The sequence below is a fragment of the Erythrobacter sp. S259 genome, from assembly GCF_057364965.1.
Genome location: NZ_CP200286.1, coordinates 2,300,027 through 2,316,891 on the forward strand (window position 1 = coordinate 2,300,027; position 16,865 = coordinate 2,316,891).

The window sequence follows — 16,865 nt, forward strand, 5'->3', positions numbered from 1 at the left end:
CCTTCGAGCAAGTTGGAACAATCGACCAACCCGCAGGTCCACATTGGTCCACATCGTGGTACACAGTCACCGAACTTAGAAACCTGAAACCCGCAGAAATCCTGGAGTTTTGAGCTATGAGAATGGACGACAGACTTTCCCTCCGTCTCCGCCACCTACACCATCCCAAGAGATCCCAGAAAGTCCCTGAAAGCCCCAGAATTCTGCGGTTTCTCGGACTTGTATTGGATTCTTGTTCTTACTTTGTTCTAACCTTTCCCACACTTTCTACCCACCATTGTGGGAGTAGATGTGGGAAGAGAACTAGGATGGATGGCTATGGGAAAACTTTCCGCTGCTCAGATTCGAGCTCTTACTAAGCCGGGCCGCTACATGGATGGCGATGGGCTGTCGCTGCTGCTCACCGCCTCAAGAAAGGGGTATTGGGTGCTGCGTGCGACTATAAACGGGCGCCGAAGGGACATCGGCTTAGGGTCGCTAGACTTAGTTACATTGGCTGAAGCCCGCGAACTCGCGATCGACATGCGCCGCGATATTCAGCGAGGCATTGATCCGATCGAAGAGCGCAAGCGCCAGAAAATCGAAATCCTCACGTTCAAGGCCGCTGCAGAGAAGGTCCACACCGAGCAGAAAGCACCCTGGAAGAATGGTAAGCACTAGGATCAGTGGATCAATACACTCGAAACCTATGCTTTTCCCAAGCTCGGCGACCGGCTCGTAAATAAGATCAAGGGACCGCTCATCCGTGAAGTGCTTCTCGATTTCTGGCTGGAGAAGCCAGAGACGGCTCGCCGGGTAAAGCAGCAGATAGGCGTTGTGCTGGGTTGGGCATACGCAAACGGAATGCGCGCGACCGAAGCGCCAATGCGCTCGCTCAGCCGCGCACTGCCACGACAGCCGAAGCAGGTCGGTCATTTCGCTGCGATGCCCTATGAGGATGTCCCAACTTTCTTGAGGCGTCTGCACAAGCGAACGAGTGTCGCACGGCTCGCGCTTGAGTTCCTGACACTGACTGGCTCTCGATCGGGCGAGGTGCGGAGTGCGAAATGGGCGGAGATCAATCTGGACGCAAAACTCTGGACTGTCCCTGCGGAGCGGATGAAGATTGGAAAGGAACACGTGGTCCCGCTGACCGATGCAGCAATCGACGCGCTCGAACGTGCCAAAACTTACTACGATGAATGCAGCGATCTGGTCTTCCCCGGTCGCAATGTCTTGCACCCGATGTCTGACATGACGCTGCTCAAGATCCTGCGTTGCGCGAAGTTGCCCTTCACCGTGCACGGCTTTCGATCTGCATTCCGGGATTGGGCCGCAGAAAAGACCAGCTATCCCGGCGAAGTCGCAGAAGCTGCGCTCGCACACAGCGTCGCCAATAATGTGGAGGCGGCATACCGCCGGACCAACTATCTGGATAAGCGCAAATTGCTGATGAACGAGTGGGCGACTTATGCCATGGGTAAGGCCAAATGATGTGTCAGGTCGAGCGGTGCCTTCGCCACGCGAGAAAGCATCGGTCTATTCTGGTATAGCAGCCCCCTTCTGACGAATGCCATAGTAGTCGAGATAGCCCTGCCTGTTCTGCGTTCGGCGCTCTGTCTTCTCAGGCGTTTCGCATTCCAGCACAGCGCCGAGCAAACGCCCTGCCCGCCCCAAGATTTCATCTGCCAACCTCATGATATGCAGGTTGGGGACAGCTTCTGGCCGCATCCGTAGTAGCTCGTCCATTGCCTCAGATTCTTTGCCCGGGCCGAGACGCTGAGACAGGATCGCCAGCGCAATTGCTGTCGACCGACTGATCCCTGCGTGGCAGTGAATGAGCAAGCTTGCGTCTTCGCGATCAAAAGCAAGTGCCGCCTTCAGGTCATCCGCGGACGGTAAGCGCAATTCTGGCCGAATGTCGTGCGGTGCTGGAGCAGGTTCATCAAGGTCGACGAACTTCAACACCAAGAAATCAGACGGGTCAGGCCGATAAAATCGAATGATCTTTTTCGGACGAGAGTCTGGGTCATAGCAGCCGATTATGCGATCAAAGCTGCGCTTCTTTCGCCGCGCCCACGGAAAAGGCGCAATCGTGATCGAACCATCAGTCATAGTCGCGCCTTAATACGACTTCCCCGGATGCAGCAAATCGCTTGCCCAATAATCGGGACCCAATGCGAGACTGGCCTCTACACTTTTCGATAATCGATGTTGGGGGCGGCTCATTCGCGCTTCTCAATGATTATTGCTGTTTGACAATATCATGCTCACCGATCTATCTGTCCTCAGTCCTAGGACAGCGGACAGATGGATTTCATCATGAAAAGTCAAGACATCGTCATATTGCTGAAGTTGCTGAGTCTGGAAGAGCAGATCAGACAAGGGCGTCTCCATGACCCTGAAGGCTCAGACCCCTTTGCAGTACGCAGCCTAGAAAGATCTTTGGGTATCAGCAAGACGGAGGTCAGCGCATCGCTCAAGCGCAGCCTTGCCGCAAACCTCGCTATTCGATCGAGCGAGCGACCAAAAGTGAACCGTCGCAATCTCACAGAGTTTGTCCAGCACGGGCTGAAATATGTGTTCCCTGTCAAACCAGGTGCACCAGAACGTGGAGTCGCCACTGGCTTTGCTGCCCCTATGCTGGAAGGGCAACTTGTTAGCTCTGGGGCCGACATACATGTTTGGCCCCATGCCGAGGGGAAAAGAGAGGCTTATCCATCGAGCCGCTGTTCAAATCCGTGCCGGAAGCAGCTCTCAAAGATGAACGGCTATACGAATTCCTCGCGCTAATCGACGCGATCAGGCTAGGAAACCAACGCGAGGCGAATCTGGCCCAAAGCAGGTTTGATGAGAGGGTTACCCGCTGATGAGCATTCAGGGTCAGCTTCTGCATATGTTGGAGACGGTCGCCGATGCTCTTGGAGACGACCTATGCCAACAAATGGTATTTGTAGGCGGATGCTCGACCGCAGTGCTCATCACCGACGAAATCACCTTACAGGAAGTGCGGGCAACCGATGATGTCGATTTGATCATCGACTTGGCAGGAATGGCTCAATGGATGCAACTGCAAGAACGTCTGCGCGATAAAGGCTTTACCGTCTCGGGTGAGGACGAGGTAATCTGCCGCATGCGCCTTGGGAATCTCAAGGTCGACTTCATGCCTGACGATCCGAACATATTGGGCTTCACAAACCGCTGGTACAAAGAAGGCATCTACACTGCGATCAATTTCGCGCTGCCAAGTGGGCGAGTGATAAAGCATCTCACGCCGCCGCTATTTCTCGCAACCAAACTCGAAGCTTATAATGGTAGAGGCCAGAATGACCCATTGGGCAGTCATGATCTCGAAGACATCATCAACGTCGTGGACGGGCGACCCGAGCTCCTTCGCGAAGTCGAGTTGGCAGGTGTAGAAGTGCGCGATTACCTCGCAAAGGAATTTCACGCGCTCCTTGAACATCCGGACTTTGAGGGCTTTCTCTACGGGAATATCAGAGGCCCCGATGGCAGGGCTGAGATCGTCGTAAAAAGGGTAAGCGCGCTAGCAGCGATCAAGTAGTCCAAATCGATTCCCCAACAGTCTCACGCAAGTTTCGTCCTCAAAGCCCAATCTCGAACGGTTTGATCCGCTCTTTGGTAAGCTCTGGTGCCTTCTCTAGTTCAACCTGCGGTTCCTGTTTGGTGGCTGGGATCTGACCCGCGCGCCGTCCCTTGGCTGCCGCAGTTCCAAGCCGTTCGGTGGTTTCGGCTGCCGAAGACTTCTCGCCTAAGTTGGTCGCAATACCTCTCCCAACCTTGTCCCGGCTGTCGACGATCAGCGTAAGCTCATCCCGCAATCGCGTGATCGTGACGAGGAAGTTCCTTTGCGAGAGCAGTCGCCGCTCGCGGCTGTCGAGCACGGCGATGCCCTTATCTGCGGTGAGGCCCTGCGCCATATGGGCGTTGAGCGCATAGGCGAGGTCGATCCGCTTCAGCATCGGGTCGTTCGGCTTCAGTCTATGCTCCATGCCGCTCGAGCTCATGACCGTAACCCCATCCTGATCGATCGCGGTGACTGTTGCCCGGTCTGCATTTATCATTCCACGTCTATGGTCGCTCGCCGCCCAACGGATGGCGCTCCCGGTATAGAGATCGAGATCCTTCTTCTCGAACAGCTGCAATGCTTGGTCGCTGCCCTTCGCCGATAACCTCGCTGGCACGAAGCGGCGCAAATGCCCTCGCTCATCGCGAAGCGTAACAACACCATTCTCAATATCCACGGCGGCGATCTCATGACTTCCGCGCCCAAGCCTATGGCGCGATTGACGGCTTGCCACTTCCAGCACCATGCCCGGCGCGTAATTGCGCACGTGTCCGTCGTCAGATAAATTGAGACACGCTTGGGTTTTGGCTTAGCGAGTGTTTGGTCTCATCTGGTTGATGTGTTTTAGGCGGCTAGCTTTCGGTGAAGCAAGCGCCGATGTTTTAACGTCTGTCGTTTGATCCTTTCTCTTCGTTGGATGATGGTTGCGGCCCTGCCGAAGTAGGCGTCGGCAGGTGTGACGTTGTCGAGGCTCTCATGGTAGCGCTGATGGTTGTAATGCTCGACGAAGGCCTTGATCTGACATTCCAGATCGCCGGGCAGGAAGTAGTTCTCCAGTAGAACACGGTTCTTGAGTGTCTGGTGCCAGCGTTCGATCTTGCTCTGGGTCTGCGGGTGGAACGGCGCACCACGCACATGATCCATGCCGTTCTTGCCGAGATAGTCGGCTAGTTCTTCAGCAATGTAGCTCGGCCCATTGTCGGATAGCAGTCTTGGCCTGTGCTTGACGTGGGCGTGGTCGCAGCCCGATGCTTGCAGAGCCATATCCAACGTCTCGGTGACGTCTTCGGCCTTCATGGTCGTGCATAGCCTCCAGGCGATGATGTAGCGCGAGTAATCATCCAGCACGGTCGATAGATACATCCAACCCCATCCGATGATCTTGAAGCTTGGCCTGCCCCGGCGAAGGCCGGGGTAAAGTCTGTCTGCCACATCTCGTTCGGACGTGTTGTCTGGGTGTGGAACTGATCAGCAGCCTTGATCACGGTATAGGCAGGGCTGGTGATCAGATCGTGCGCCTTAAGCAGCCGGTAAACCGTGGCTTCAGACACAAAGTAGCGCTTCTCGTCGGTGAAGCGCACCGCCAGCTCTCTGGGCGATAGCTCGCTGTACTCCAACGCCATATCGACGATCTGCTGCTGGATGGTCTCAGGGACACGGTTCCATGCGCGCTGTGGTCCGGGCTTTTGATCCTCCAACGCCGCTTCACCGAAGCGCTGATAGAGGTCGTACCAACGATAGAAGGTAGGACGGGCAACGCCCAGCATGTCCAGTGTCTTCTTCACTGGTAGATGGGATCGCTCGACCAGCCTGATGATCTCCAGCTTCTCAGAGGCGGGGTATCTCATTCTTCGTCTCCCCCATCCCCGATTATGCTTTTTTTGAGCAGACGCAACTCCAGCGTCTGCTCAGCCACAACCTCCTTCAGATCACGCGCTTCCCGGCGCAGGTCCTTCACCTCGTCAGTGGTCGCCGCACGCGAAGTATCGCCAGCAAGCCTGCGCTTGCCTGCCTCCATGAACTCCTTCGACCAGGTGTAATACAGGCTCTGGGCTATGCCCTCCTTGCGACACAGCTCGGCAATACTGTCATCGCCGCGCAGGCCCTCAAGCACGATCCGTATCTTCTCTTCCGCTGAAAACTGACGCCGCGTTTTGCGCCTGATATCCTTCACCACCCGCTCAGCAGGTGCTTTGGAATTTGCTCGTTTTGATCTCATCTTCGTTCCTTACAGTCACTACGATGAGACCAAAACACTCCTCTATCCAACTACCTCAATCTGTCTCATGAACGCTGACGGGGAACAGGTCAACGGTGGGAACAGATGCGATCGCGTAATTCTCAAGACTTGAGGTCCCTTATAAGTTCATCGGCCTCTGAGCTCAGTTGACTGCTTTCAAAAGTCTCCACAAGGCGACTCTCAAAGTGCTTGGCGTACCATGCTGTTTTCTGATCGCGATGAGCGGCATAAGCCTCATCTGAGAGCATCCCCCAATGCTCCCAGAAAACTCTTTCCCCTCCGACCCTCAGCGTGAAGTCAGGGAGATAAAAGCTCCCATCAGGGGTGTAGGCAGGTTCTTCATAGGTGAAGGGAATTCGCGCTTGATGAAGCAGGTTTGCAATGATCACTTCCGACTTGGATCGTACCATATCTCCACTCAGTGCTTCGTGAATCTTCCCGCTTTCATACCAACCTTCTCGATTCAGTAGATGGTCCTCGACAGGTCTGAAGTGGTCGAACAACGATGAGGATACGAGCAAGCTCTGTGCATTCTCTTTGCGTCGAGCATCAAGCAATGGCGACAGGTTTCCTTGCACATAAAGTCGACAATGGCCCTGCGCGCGCGTGAGTGCAGTATAGAGCAATTCAGCAGAAAGAGGACGACGAGAGGCTGGCAAAACTACAAATGTTTGCTCGAACTCACTTCCCTGCGATTTATGGATCGAGATTGCATAAGCCAGCTCCAGGTTTCCCTCTACGCTTTCGGAGACATATTTGCCTATCCTATCTGTCGGCAATCCTTGGCCATAGTTCACGCAAAGCTTCTCCTTACGAGCAAACTTAACCTGGAACCTCTTGAGCCGTTTTTTGCTATACCCCGCAAAGACCTTCTTCAGGTCACCTCGATCAAAGTTATGGGCTTCGACGTACCCAATTTCGCCGTTAAAAAGCTCAACCTTCCGCGACTTCTTTTCATCGAAATCATAAGCCCATAAACCGCGGCGTGACGTTCTGTTTTGGACTTGGATTACCTTGTCATTCAAAGTGACGCCATCGATAGCCCCGATACGATCCATAAGGTCGTTCGTGAGTACCGACTGGAGTGCGACGTTGAGAGCATCGACACCATGCATTTCGCCACGATGTGGAGTAAGAACCTGAAGCCTCTCCGGTCGGTTCTGCATCACTTCCTTACGCCAAACCTTATAGACCGGTTCCTCTCCGTCGCTAGCAGGTAACGAGGCTGTTAAATCTACGATTAAGCTTTCGACGAGATCGTCGGGAGTATCCCAGAAGATTACCTCGAGATCTTCGTCAACCTTACCTCCTTGATGAACCTTCTTTAGCAAGTCCTCGGCCTCGGGCGTCGTTTGCTCAGCCTGCGCAGTCGGATCGACGAGAAATAATTCGGCGAGACCAAGAATGCCTTCCCCGCGTCCATCGATGCGATTTTCCATCTGGCGCATATTCGTTTCGAGCACTGCCAAGTTTTCAGCATTCGAGCTTCGCATCCAAGCAATTACGTCAGAAAACACCCTTCCGCGACCGATCGGAGGCAACTGGTTGTGGTCGCCTACAAGGATCAAGCGCTTTACACCCTGCCATTCGATCGACCGGAAAAACGTAGCCGCCAGTTGAAGGTCAAGCATCGACGTCTCATCAATGACGATGGTTCCCTCTAAATCAGAACGTTGTCCGCCTCTTCGTTTAAAAGTCAGGTTGTCGTTCAGCCATCCATTCGACGCCAGAAAAGAATGGATTGTAGAAACGTCAACGCCTGAAATCTTGTGCCGCTCGAACACAGCTCTAACTCGGTCGGTTGCCTTGCCGGTTGGAGTCATCACGTGAACCGGAGCACCTGCCCCTTCGACCTGACGTAACCCCTTCACGATTGCCCGAATAATCGTCGTCTTGCCGGTCCCCGCCCGACCTGAAATAACTGAAAGAGGAAGGCGGAAGATCTGTGCGCATTGGCCCGCTTGGGCCCGAACGGCATCGCGGTAAGCCTCACCGCCTTTTTGCGCGAGGATTGATTCCTCATCGGATACAGAACGCAACCAGAAACCGTCTGAAATTGGCCGTGAGAGGGAGATTTCAGGTCGGTCAAAGAGCTCGGCGAGCGTTCTTTCAACCGTTCGTTCATCTTCGAAAACGCGTTTCAAATAGAGGTAGAGCCGATCGCTTTCTGAACGGAGAACTAGCGACTTCTCGAGCGCTTCGCGATCAATCTCAAAATATCGCATACTGAACGTATGCCGCTTCCACTCGGGCAACCGATCAAGGCGTGAATTGACTTCTTTCAGCACGACGTCCGCAGGACGGAAGGTCTGATTGGGTTCTCGGCGCAATTGGTCGACACACAACGAACGGAACCTGCGGGGATCATCGTGAAGCATCTCGCATAGAGGTTCTGCTCCTAGCTCGGGAGAAGGGTAGACCCCTCGATCAACGGTGCTCCATGGAATGATGTCGTCGGGACCGTCGCCAACAAAACATTCGCTCAATAAATATGGGTCATCGACAATTCCCTTCAGCTCGGACAGGCCGTGTGAAGATCTATTTTCGCCCACGATCGCTTCCAGCTGATCGAAGTAAAGGTCAATCCGTATTGCGACGCTCTTCAGGAAGGCCCTGACGTCATCTTCGAGAAGTTGCCACGACCGTGCGACTTGCTTCGCAGCCACCCCGGTTAGATCGAGACCTGGACATTCCGACCCGTTCTCCAGGGCGTTAAAAAACTGCTCGAAGGCTTTCTTTTCTTGTCCTGCATCGCAAAGTGCCTTCGCCTTCGGAATACAGGCTTCGGCGTTCAGCAAGTCCATCACGGTGAGAAGTCCGGGATAGAGGCCACGACGCTGCCAGAGGCGGGCAATCTGGGCTTGGATCCATTTCTCTCGGGCGCCCCAGTCCTCATGCTTGTCGCCGATATCTTTCAATCGATCGATAACACCGAGCATCTGCTCAAGCATGCCGATCGTAGTGTCATCGGTCAGATGCCTTGCCCCGTACTTGCACGTCGCAGGGTGTTCTGGAGTAACAAGGATCGATTCCAGGATTTCGGGTTGATCCCGATAGGCGTGATAGGGAATGCGAAACCCTTCGTCGGGGTAATGCGAGCTGATATTGCGCGCCCAGATCATCCCGCCCGCATAATTCTCGCGAACATAGTCTGAGGGGTTGGAATAGAACAGCGGTTTGCCGATCTGCTTGACCCTCGAAACACCTACGATGACGTATTTCGGGTCGTTCTCTTCAGTGTACGGGTTTGAGTGGTTGGCGTAATAGAAAATCAGACTTTCGTCTTCGTCCAGCTCTTCGAAGAAAGCTTCTGCGCCCTCGCGACGCTTGTCGTTGTCAAGCCGTCCGCTGGTGTAAACCTCGTCGCCATACATTGCTTCGTACGGCCAGACGCAGACTGTTGATGGAGGAATGTCCCACTCTTCACGCTCCGCACCGCCATAGAAGAAATCCGGCGGGTTGGAGAACCCACGTATAGAATCGGGACCGAACGCGTTGACGCTGTAGATGCAGGGCGGCAGATCATCGCTATCAAGCTTGCAAACGGCTTTCCCAGCGCACTCAGTTTCCCGTTCCAAGTCTCGTTCTCGGTGGATCACATCACCGGGGTAGGACCGCAAGCCCACGCAGTAGGTGTTCTGCTCTGGCTTGGCACAGATGCGCCCGTTCCAACCATCATCGTGCCAAGCAACGCGAGCAGTAAGGTGCGTGGTCATGCGTTTTCAAGATCCTCTTCAGTTTGCACCCACACCTGCACCGCGCCGTGGAGCGCTTCGATCTCGGCAAAGTGCGGGTGGTCAGCGAACTCGGTGATGTCGAAGTTTGCGCAGAAATCGAGGTCGATTAGCGACATGTAGTTTTCGTGGATCAGGACTTCGCGGACCTGGTCTGTCGCATCGATGTGCTCGCGTTCTTCAGGATCGCCGGAGTCGAGCAGGAAGCGCTTATAGCCATCGACGATGATCGCCTCACTGTGGCTCTGTATCTCGGCGACAACACGCAGGACTTCGTGAATCTTAGCGGACAGTTCGGCTTCGGTGCTGAAGAAGATGTTGCCGTTGGAATGCGCCGTCTCGTTCCGGTCCTTCACCAGCTTGGTGTAAGTGCCGATCTTGCCGTTGTCGCACTGGATGAGCTTGAGGAAGCGCATGACGTTGCTCTCATTCACGACGTGAAATGTGAACGGGCTTGTCGATTCCATGAGTTGCTTTTCCATGTCCTTGCCGAAGCCGATCAGCGCGGTCGCGAAGTCGGCTGGCTTGATCAGTTTGATCTGCCAGATGTTGAAATAGACGAAGCACATGGTGAGCATGTGATAAGCGAGGAAGGCGAACTGGTACTTCCCGCTTTCGCAATTGTCGTTGAACGCCTCCCAGAGAAACTGGATATACTGCTCTTCCTCAGGCGTTCGGTATGATATTGGCAAGAAGGCCTCGAGCTGATTTGCTTCGTCTATTATCATCACGCTTCTTCAGTTTTGGGAGCCCAGATGCTCTCAATCGCGCTATCGATGGCGTGTCGTTGCTCTGCTATCTCGTCCTTCAATCGATCAATTTCGTTTCTGTACGAAACGACCCGCTCAATAATCTCCTTCTGCACGTCTATCGGAGGTAACGGTATCTGAATAGTTCTGAGAATCCTGATGCTCAATCCGCTTCTTTGATTGTCACCGGTGAGTTCTCGAATCTCTTGGTACATTGATCGAAGGACAAAAAAGAGAAAATCAGGCAAGAGCTGATCCTGACTCTGCGGGCTTATCGCTACGAGTGACTGGTTACATGTCGCATTGGCCATTCGAAGCATGGCCACTGTCCCTCTAGTTTTCCCCTGCCCATTGAGAGCGATCAAAACGCTATCTTCTGGCAATACTCGAGCATTTGAATTTTCGATCCCTGCTTGTGTGATCCTTTTCTCACAATCGAATATTTGTTCTTGGTGAATATCTCCCGATACAAGCCAAGGGACAGTCCCATCCTGATAATACGCTGTTTCACTTGATGGGGGCGTTCCGCCCGTCATAAATGAGCAGACCCCTCCGAGCTTCACAACTGGCCAAGCGAGTTGTGCGAAGCGCTCATTTTCTTTGTAATTCTCACCGCCTAGATTTGCGATTTCGTCTGCAAGAATGCGTGCTTTCTCGACAGCAAAGCCGATAGAAGAGTCCAGCTCAAAATTTTTTCCAATGCGTGCCTCACTGAGCCAAGCGGTAAGTTCCGCCTGCGCTTGAGGCAGTTGAGTGCCCTTCAAGGCCTTCCGTTGCGCGCCCAGGCCAAACCCGTCATTTTCAATTTTGAAAAAGGCGACCTCATCGCTTGCTTTGGCAACTGCGCTGTCCAGGATCAGAATCGAAGTCTTAACTCCTGAATAGGGATTGAAAACTCCGGCAGGCAGTGAAATCACGGCTGCGAGATACTTGTCGACTAATGTCTTACGCAATTCGACATAGGCGCTCTGACTTTGGAAGATGATGCCTTCGGGCACGACAATCGCCGCGCGCCCCTTCGGGGTCAGATGCTCGGCGATATAATCGACAAACAGGACCTCGCTCCGCTTCGAGGCAATCGAAAATTTTGTGTGCGGCTTGATCCCGCCCTTCGGCGACATGAAGGGCGGGTTGGCGAGGATCACATCCGCCGTTTCGCCCCATTTATCCTCGCTGGTGAGCGTGTCGTATTCCTCGACCTTAGGATCGAGGAAGCCGTGCAGGTACAGGTTGACCAGGCTCAGCCGAACCATGTCCGGCGAAATGTCATAACCTTTGATGTTGTTCGCCAGCCGTTCGCGATCGTCGGTGGTCAGCAGGTCACCCGAATAACGCTTCGGGTTATCAATGGCCGCTTCGGCTGCGTCAGTGACTTCCGCCACTTCACCAAGCGGCTTGGGTTCCGTGGTGTTGACCTTCAAAATATGCTTGTAGGAGGAAATCAGGAAACCTGCGGTGCCGCAGGCCGGATCGAGAATGACCTCGTCCTTCTTCGGATCGATAATTTCGACCATGAAATCGATGATGTGGCGCGGCGTGCGGAACTGACCGGCGTCGCCCTGGCTGCCCAAGACGGACAGCAGATATTCAAACGCGTCGCCCAGCCGTTCGCTATGGTCATAGCTGAAGCCGTTTATCTCGCGCAGGAAGCTGCGCAACGTCTCCGGGTCGCGATAAGGCAGGTACGCATTGCGGAAGATGTTGCGGAAGAGCTCGGGCAGCCCTTCATTCTCGACCATCTTCACCAACGCTTCGGAATAGATGTTGAGCATCTCCTGCCCGCTCACGCCCGGCGCGAGCAATTTCGACCAGCTGTAACGCTCGTATTCGTTGACGAAGAATTTCCGCTCGAAGCCCATTTCCTCTGCCTCAAGGTCCATGTCGTCCATGAACTTGTAGATCAGTGCGATCGTGATCTGTTCGACTTGGCTCTTGGGATCGGGGACCTTGCCAACGAGGATATCCCGGCAGGTGTTGATGCGGCGCTTGGTTTCTGTGTCTAACATGGGCAGTCTTTATGGGAGGAACGGGTTCAGGGACACGTAGTCCTTGATATACTCGGGGATACGGCGGACCCATTCCTTGGGCACGGCCTTCAGGTCTTTCATGCCGAAGATCGGATTGACGTTGAGATCGGCCACGCGCCCATCGTCGATGATCCGACGGACGTTGGCATCCTTGATGTAGGCTTCAAAATAGTACCGCATCTGGGCGATCCGGTCGGCTTGCTCGGGCTTCTGGTCGAGCAAGAACTTCTGGAACTCGTCGTCGATCAGCTCGTCCTTGGACTTAAAGCGCGGGATGTGGCCGAAGGCCTTCTCGATCAGCTCTCTCACTGTGAGGCGACGGTCCACTCCGGCAGCGCGACGAAGCTTGTCGAGGCTGAAGTAATCGTCCGGCTTGTCGAACACCTGCTCAACTACGCGGCGCGCCGCAGCCTCCCAGTTCTGCTGTTCTACCATCTCCGCAAGGGCAACATCTTGGCGGACGGTCTCTTCGAACTTTTGAAAAAATTCGCGATCGATCCGCATCCCCTCAAGGCCGATTTGCTGCTCGTTCTGAGAGGCGATGGCGTCTGGCTGGAAAGTCTCAAACCCTTTGAAGCCGGCGCGCGGCGTTTCGACCTTGTTGATGAAAGGCTGCGCTGCCGGGTTGGGAAGGGTCAGCTCCTCGTCGTAGTCGAACTTTTCCTCGAAGAACTCGCAGTTGGCGAAGAAGTCGAACAGGCGGAACTCTGTCTTCTGAAGGTCAGCAATCTGCGCCTTGAGCGCCGGATCGCGCATTTCCTCTGCCAACCGATGTTTGCGGGTCCCACGGCCCTTCATCTGCACGAAATCGGAAGGGCTGAAGATTGGCCGCATCAAGGCCAGGTTGAGGATGTCGGGACAATCGTAGCCAGTCGTCATCATGCCGACCGTGACACACACACGCGCACGGCTGGTCCGGTAGTGCTCATTGAACCGGCTTCGCCCTCCAAGATTGTTGTTCGCAAACTGCACAGTCATTGTCTGGGCGTTCATGACCTCGCTCGTGACCTGCATTGCGAAGTCCGACTTGTATTTACCCAGCCAAATTTGGTTGGCCATCTCGTTCAGGATCTGGGCGACTTTGGCAGCGTGATTCTGGCTTACCGCGAAGACAAGCGATTTGCCGAACTCGCCCGTAACTGGATCGCGCAGGCCATGTTGCAGGAAGGTCCCGCAGAACACCTCGTTAGTCGCCTCTGCAAAGAACTTCTTCTCGAAGTCCCGGCCACCGAAAGCCTCTTTGACTTCGTTACCGTCATCGTCAGTGACATCAACGGTGAAACCCTCATCCGAGAGCAGTTGAGTGGTAATCTCGGTCCGGGCATCGACAACGTAGGGGTTGATGAGAAAGCCATCCCTGACCCCGTCGAGAAGCGAATAGCGGAACGTAGGATCACCACTTTCGCACCCGAACGTCCGGTAGGTGTCGAGCAACATGCGCCGCTCGGTCTCGCGGGGATCACGCGCGGTATGAGGCCTTCTTCGATTGCTTGACGTAGTCCTTCGGCGTGGCTGTAAGGCCGAGCTTGTAGCCGACGAAATACTCGAAGACGGCGCGAGCGTTTCCGCCGATCGACCTGTGCGCTTCGTCTGAAATGACCAGGTCAAAATCTGTCGGTGCGAAGGCCCTGCGAAACTTGTCGTTGAAAAGCAGCGACTGGACAGTGGTGACGACAATGTCGGCCTTTCGCCAGTCGTCCTTCTGTTCCTTGTAGATTACGCAAGTGAAGTCGTTCTTGAGCAAGGCCTTGAATGCCTTGTCGGCCTGGATTTCCAGCTCGATCCGATCGACCAGAAAAAGCACCCGGCGCGCATTGCGAGTCTTTAGAAACAATTTAATGATTGCTGCTGAGGTCAGGGTTTTGCCGGTCCCCGTCGCCATCTCGAAAAGGAACCTGACATCGCCTTTCTTCACTGCCCGTTGAACGGCGTGGACTGCTCGTTTCTGATAGTCGCGCAGGAAGCGAAGATTGTTCTTATCGATAAACGCTGGGCGCTCATCTTCATTCTTCCAACCTGCTTCAATGGTGTAGTTCGGCAGCTGCGTGAGCGCGATAAAATCGCTCGTTACCGGTTCGCTTGCTAGACGGTCGGCGTCCGGCTGGAACGCATGGTGATCCTTGATCTCGCCGGGACCCGGGAATTTGGTGATAACACTCGGGTTTCCCTGCTTGAGGTCCCAGAGATAATGAATGTTCCCATTCGATAGTATTACGAAGCGAGCGTCTTGTTCACGTGCATAGCGCCTAGCCTGCTCCTTGGCAGAAAGTGGGTTCTTGCTCTCTGATTTTGCTTCGAGGACAATCAGTGGCCGACCATCTGAACCAAGCAATAGGAAGTCTATGAAGCCGTTCTTTGTGGTCTCGAAGTCTTCACCCAGGTCATTGATCTGAGTTTCTGTAATCTTGGTGTTAGGCTCCAGAACGATATTCGCAGGACCGCTTTCATCATCAAAGAAGCGCCAACCAGCTTCTTCGAGAAGCCGGTTGATCTTGACCCTTGCCGCTGCTTCTTTAGCCCCCAACTGCCCATCCCATACTAGTCATTGGACCACCTATCCGAGAGCAAGCACTTGATTGCAAGCGCTTCTCATGTTGGTCTCAGTCCAATAGAAGGTCCAACATTGGGCTATCCGCAAATTTTGGAACTAAGCTGCTAAAAATAAGCCTGTGGTAGAAATTGTGGTAGCGGGGCCTCAGAGCATTTCATGTTTCCCTTTAACCACAAGTGGTTGTCCATTCCCACTTGCCACCTCCGTCTCCGCCATTTTCCTCCAACCGCCCTTCTCAGATTTCAAGGCGGCTGTAGGCCGTCAGCGGATGAGCCGGATGTGAGGGTCAAGGCGGCGAAAGCGGCACTTCGCCTATAGACGACTTACAAGATAGCCCGCTCAGCCGCCTCGGCTGAGCGGGGAAACCTTATGGCTTCAATTCACATCGGTTAAGGGATCGCTGAGCCGCTCACTACGCTTCGCATGAATAACAAGGACAGTTGCGCCTTTGCGGTTCTATCCTGATTGAATACACCGCGCCCGCTGGATGTTTTGAGCCATTCATGACCTATGTAACCAGTCGGCCATCCACGGCGAACCAGAAGGAGAGGCCCGCATTGCCTTACGTCAGTCCAGAACGCCAAGGGGGCAGGTCGACGATGGAAACAGACTGCGCCAAACGTGAAAGCCAAGGCACACCCTTGCGCCGTGGGCTGAGGTCTGTGGGCAGCTTCATACTTACATTCGGCGCGGTATTGGTCGCAGCGGAGGTGATGCTAAGGCTCATCGGCTGGATACAGCGCGAGGTGGGCTGGGCCGCGTTTGATTATGGGCTATCCTTTGAGTGGTCGGCCTTAATTGCGGCGGTAACAAATGGCCTGCTTTCACTCGTCAGCTTGGTTGCCTTATTCGCACTTTTCGAGTGGCGCCAGGCAGGCTTTACGAATTTTAAGGAGCGCTATTCAGAAGGCCTCATCTATGCCTCCACTGCACTATTCATTGCGACAATCCTGCAGACGCTGGCATTCTCATGGCTGTCGGAGGTTGAAGTCGATCCGCTCTTAAAAGCAGATGATCTACCCTCCCTCCTGATCATATTCCCGATTGTATACATGATCGTGATCGGCTTTTTCGAATACTGGTTGCACCGCGCGCTGCATGATATTCCTATTCTTTGGCGCCTGCACTCCATTCATCATCAAATAGAAGAAATGAACGCGGCGCGAAGCTATTCGCATTGGGCTCAGGACACGCTTTACCTCGCAGTCATCACGATCCCCTTGGTTTTTATCATAGAGTATCCGCAGGAACACGTCGCATTGCTCACGACGTTCTACCTCGTCTCGAACTATTATATGCACACCGACAATCCGGCGATGTCATTCCCTCCGATGCTAAGGCATGTGCTCGCCGACAACGTCTATCACCACTACCACCATTCCCGGGCCATCGAGCACTGGGGACGCAATTATTGCTCCTTCTTCTCATTTTATGACCGCATTTTTCAGACGCAGCATATGCCCGAAGATGAGAGGTTTCATCCAACCGGAATAGAGGGTTATCGTCCCCTTACAGGCTGGACTGATTACCTGATCCGTCCGTTTACGCGGAGCGGTTGAGCATCATCTGCCAAAAAGATAGTTGACACCTGTAACCAATTTGATGGTTTTTCCGAACAGCCAATAATAGCCATCTTAGTGGCAACGCTGGAGTTTCGAATATGAAGATTGCTTTGATTTCCGCCCTAGGGCTTGCAATGGCCGCCACCTCTGTGCCCGCTGACGCATCAGGCTCTGGTTCAGGCTCGCGTGGTGGTTGGACGAGCGGGGCGTCTGGCAGCTCAGGCCTTAGCGAAGCTGAACGCCTTAACCGCCGTGGACGCTCCCAAGTGCGCAAGCGTATCACATGCAAAAAATGCGAATACCATGACCGGCTCGATCGAACCACTGCCGCGGAAGTCGCAAAGGGTGTTCAAGCGGGTCGCTTTAACATCAAAGAAAAAGATCGCACTGCAGTGCTCTATTACCTGCGCGGACGATACGGCGTCTAAGCTCCTG

13 protein-coding genes and 1 pseudogene are annotated in these 16,865 nt (G+C 54.1%); 6 read left to right on the forward strand and 8 right to left on the reverse strand.

Annotated features, from left to right (window positions below; all coding sequences use genetic code 11):
• The first annotated feature begins 318 nt into the window (after nucleotides 1-318).
• Nucleotides 319-660, forward strand: a complete 342-nt coding sequence (locus tag AC0V60_RS10960) for an Arm DNA-binding domain-containing protein (RefSeq protein WP_486178494.1) — start codon at nucleotides 319-321, stop codon at nucleotides 658-660.
• Between the two features lie 9 nt (nucleotides 661-669).
• A complete protein-coding gene (locus AC0V60_RS10965) occupies nucleotides 670-1,473 on the forward strand; it encodes a tyrosine-type recombinase/integrase (protein ID WP_486179486.1) in 804 nt (267 codons plus the stop codon).
• Nucleotides 1,474-1,518: 45 nt separating this feature from the next.
• Here the strand turns inward: AC0V60_RS10965 and AC0V60_RS10970 are convergent, their stop codons facing one another.
• Nucleotides 1,519-2,094, reverse strand: coding sequence for a tyrosine phosphatase family protein (locus tag AC0V60_RS10970; protein WP_486178495.1), 576 nt, complete (start codon nucleotides 2,092-2,094; stop codon nucleotides 1,519-1,521).
• Nucleotides 2,095-2,289: 195 nt separating this feature from the next.
• Between AC0V60_RS10970 and AC0V60_RS10975 the strand changes: the two genes are divergently transcribed.
• Both AC0V60_RS10975 and AC0V60_RS10980 read left to right on the forward strand, forming a co-directional pair.
• The gene (locus AC0V60_RS10975; protein ID WP_486178496.1) at nucleotides 2,290-2,772 is read left to right on the forward strand and encodes a hypothetical protein; all 483 of its coding nucleotides are present in this window, start codon (nucleotides 2,290-2,292) and stop codon (nucleotides 2,770-2,772) included.
• Between the two features lie 76 nt (nucleotides 2,773-2,848).
• Nucleotides 2,849-3,544, forward strand: coding sequence for a hypothetical protein (locus AC0V60_RS10980; RefSeq protein WP_486178497.1), 696 nt, complete (start codon nucleotides 2,849-2,851; stop codon nucleotides 3,542-3,544).
• Nucleotides 3,545-3,584: 40 nt separating this feature from the next.
• On the opposite strand, the gene AC0V60_RS10985 is transcribed toward AC0V60_RS10980, so the two are convergent.
• The 7 genes and pseudogenes from AC0V60_RS10985 to AC0V60_RS11015 all read right to left on the reverse strand — a co-directional run bounded on the left by AC0V60_RS10985 (nucleotide 3,585) and on the right by AC0V60_RS11015 (nucleotide 14,841).
• Nucleotides 3,585-4,334, reverse strand: coding sequence for a hypothetical protein (locus AC0V60_RS10985; RefSeq protein WP_486178498.1), 750 nt, complete (start codon nucleotides 4,332-4,334; stop codon nucleotides 3,585-3,587).
• Between the two features lie 77 nt (nucleotides 4,335-4,411).
• Nucleotides 4,412-5,786: pseudogene (locus AC0V60_RS10990) on the reverse strand (IS3 family transposase).
• 122 nt (nucleotides 5,787-5,908) lie between these two features.
• Nucleotides 5,909-9,523, reverse strand: coding sequence for an AAA family ATPase (locus AC0V60_RS10995; protein ID WP_486178499.1), 3,615 nt, complete (start codon nucleotides 9,521-9,523; stop codon nucleotides 5,909-5,911).
• A complete protein-coding gene (locus AC0V60_RS11000) occupies nucleotides 9,520-10,269 on the reverse strand; it encodes a hypothetical protein (protein WP_486178500.1) in 750 nt (249 codons plus the stop codon). Before AC0V60_RS11000 ends, AC0V60_RS10995 begins: the two co-directional genes overlap by 4 nt.
• On the reverse strand, nucleotides 10,269-12,296 hold the full coding sequence (locus AC0V60_RS11005) for an N-6 DNA methylase (protein WP_486178501.1): 2,028 nt from the start codon (nucleotides 12,294-12,296) through the stop codon (nucleotides 10,269-10,271). The genes AC0V60_RS11000 and AC0V60_RS11005 overlap by 1 nt, the downstream gene beginning before the upstream one ends.
• Before the next feature lie 9 nt (nucleotides 12,297-12,305).
• Nucleotides 12,306-13,754 (reverse strand): hypothetical protein, encoded by a 1,449-nt coding sequence (locus AC0V60_RS11010; RefSeq protein WP_486178502.1) that lies wholly within the window; start codon nucleotides 13,752-13,754, stop codon nucleotides 12,306-12,308.
• Between the two features lie 22 nt (nucleotides 13,755-13,776).
• On the reverse strand, nucleotides 13,777-14,841 hold the full coding sequence (locus AC0V60_RS11015; protein WP_486178503.1) for a DEAD/DEAH box helicase family protein: 1,065 nt from the start codon (nucleotides 14,839-14,841) through the stop codon (nucleotides 13,777-13,779).
• Between the two features lie 626 nt (nucleotides 14,842-15,467).
• On the opposite strand from AC0V60_RS11015, the gene AC0V60_RS11020 reads away from it, so the two are divergent.
• Entirely contained in the window at nucleotides 15,468-16,427 is a 960-nt protein-coding gene (locus tag AC0V60_RS11020; protein WP_486178504.1) for a sterol desaturase family protein, read from the forward strand.
• 101 nt (nucleotides 16,428-16,528) lie between these two features.
• Nucleotides 16,529-16,858, forward strand: a complete 330-nt coding sequence (locus tag AC0V60_RS11025; RefSeq protein ID WP_486178505.1) for a hypothetical protein — start codon at nucleotides 16,529-16,531, stop codon at nucleotides 16,856-16,858.
• Nucleotides 16,859-16,865: the final 7 nt, after the last annotated feature.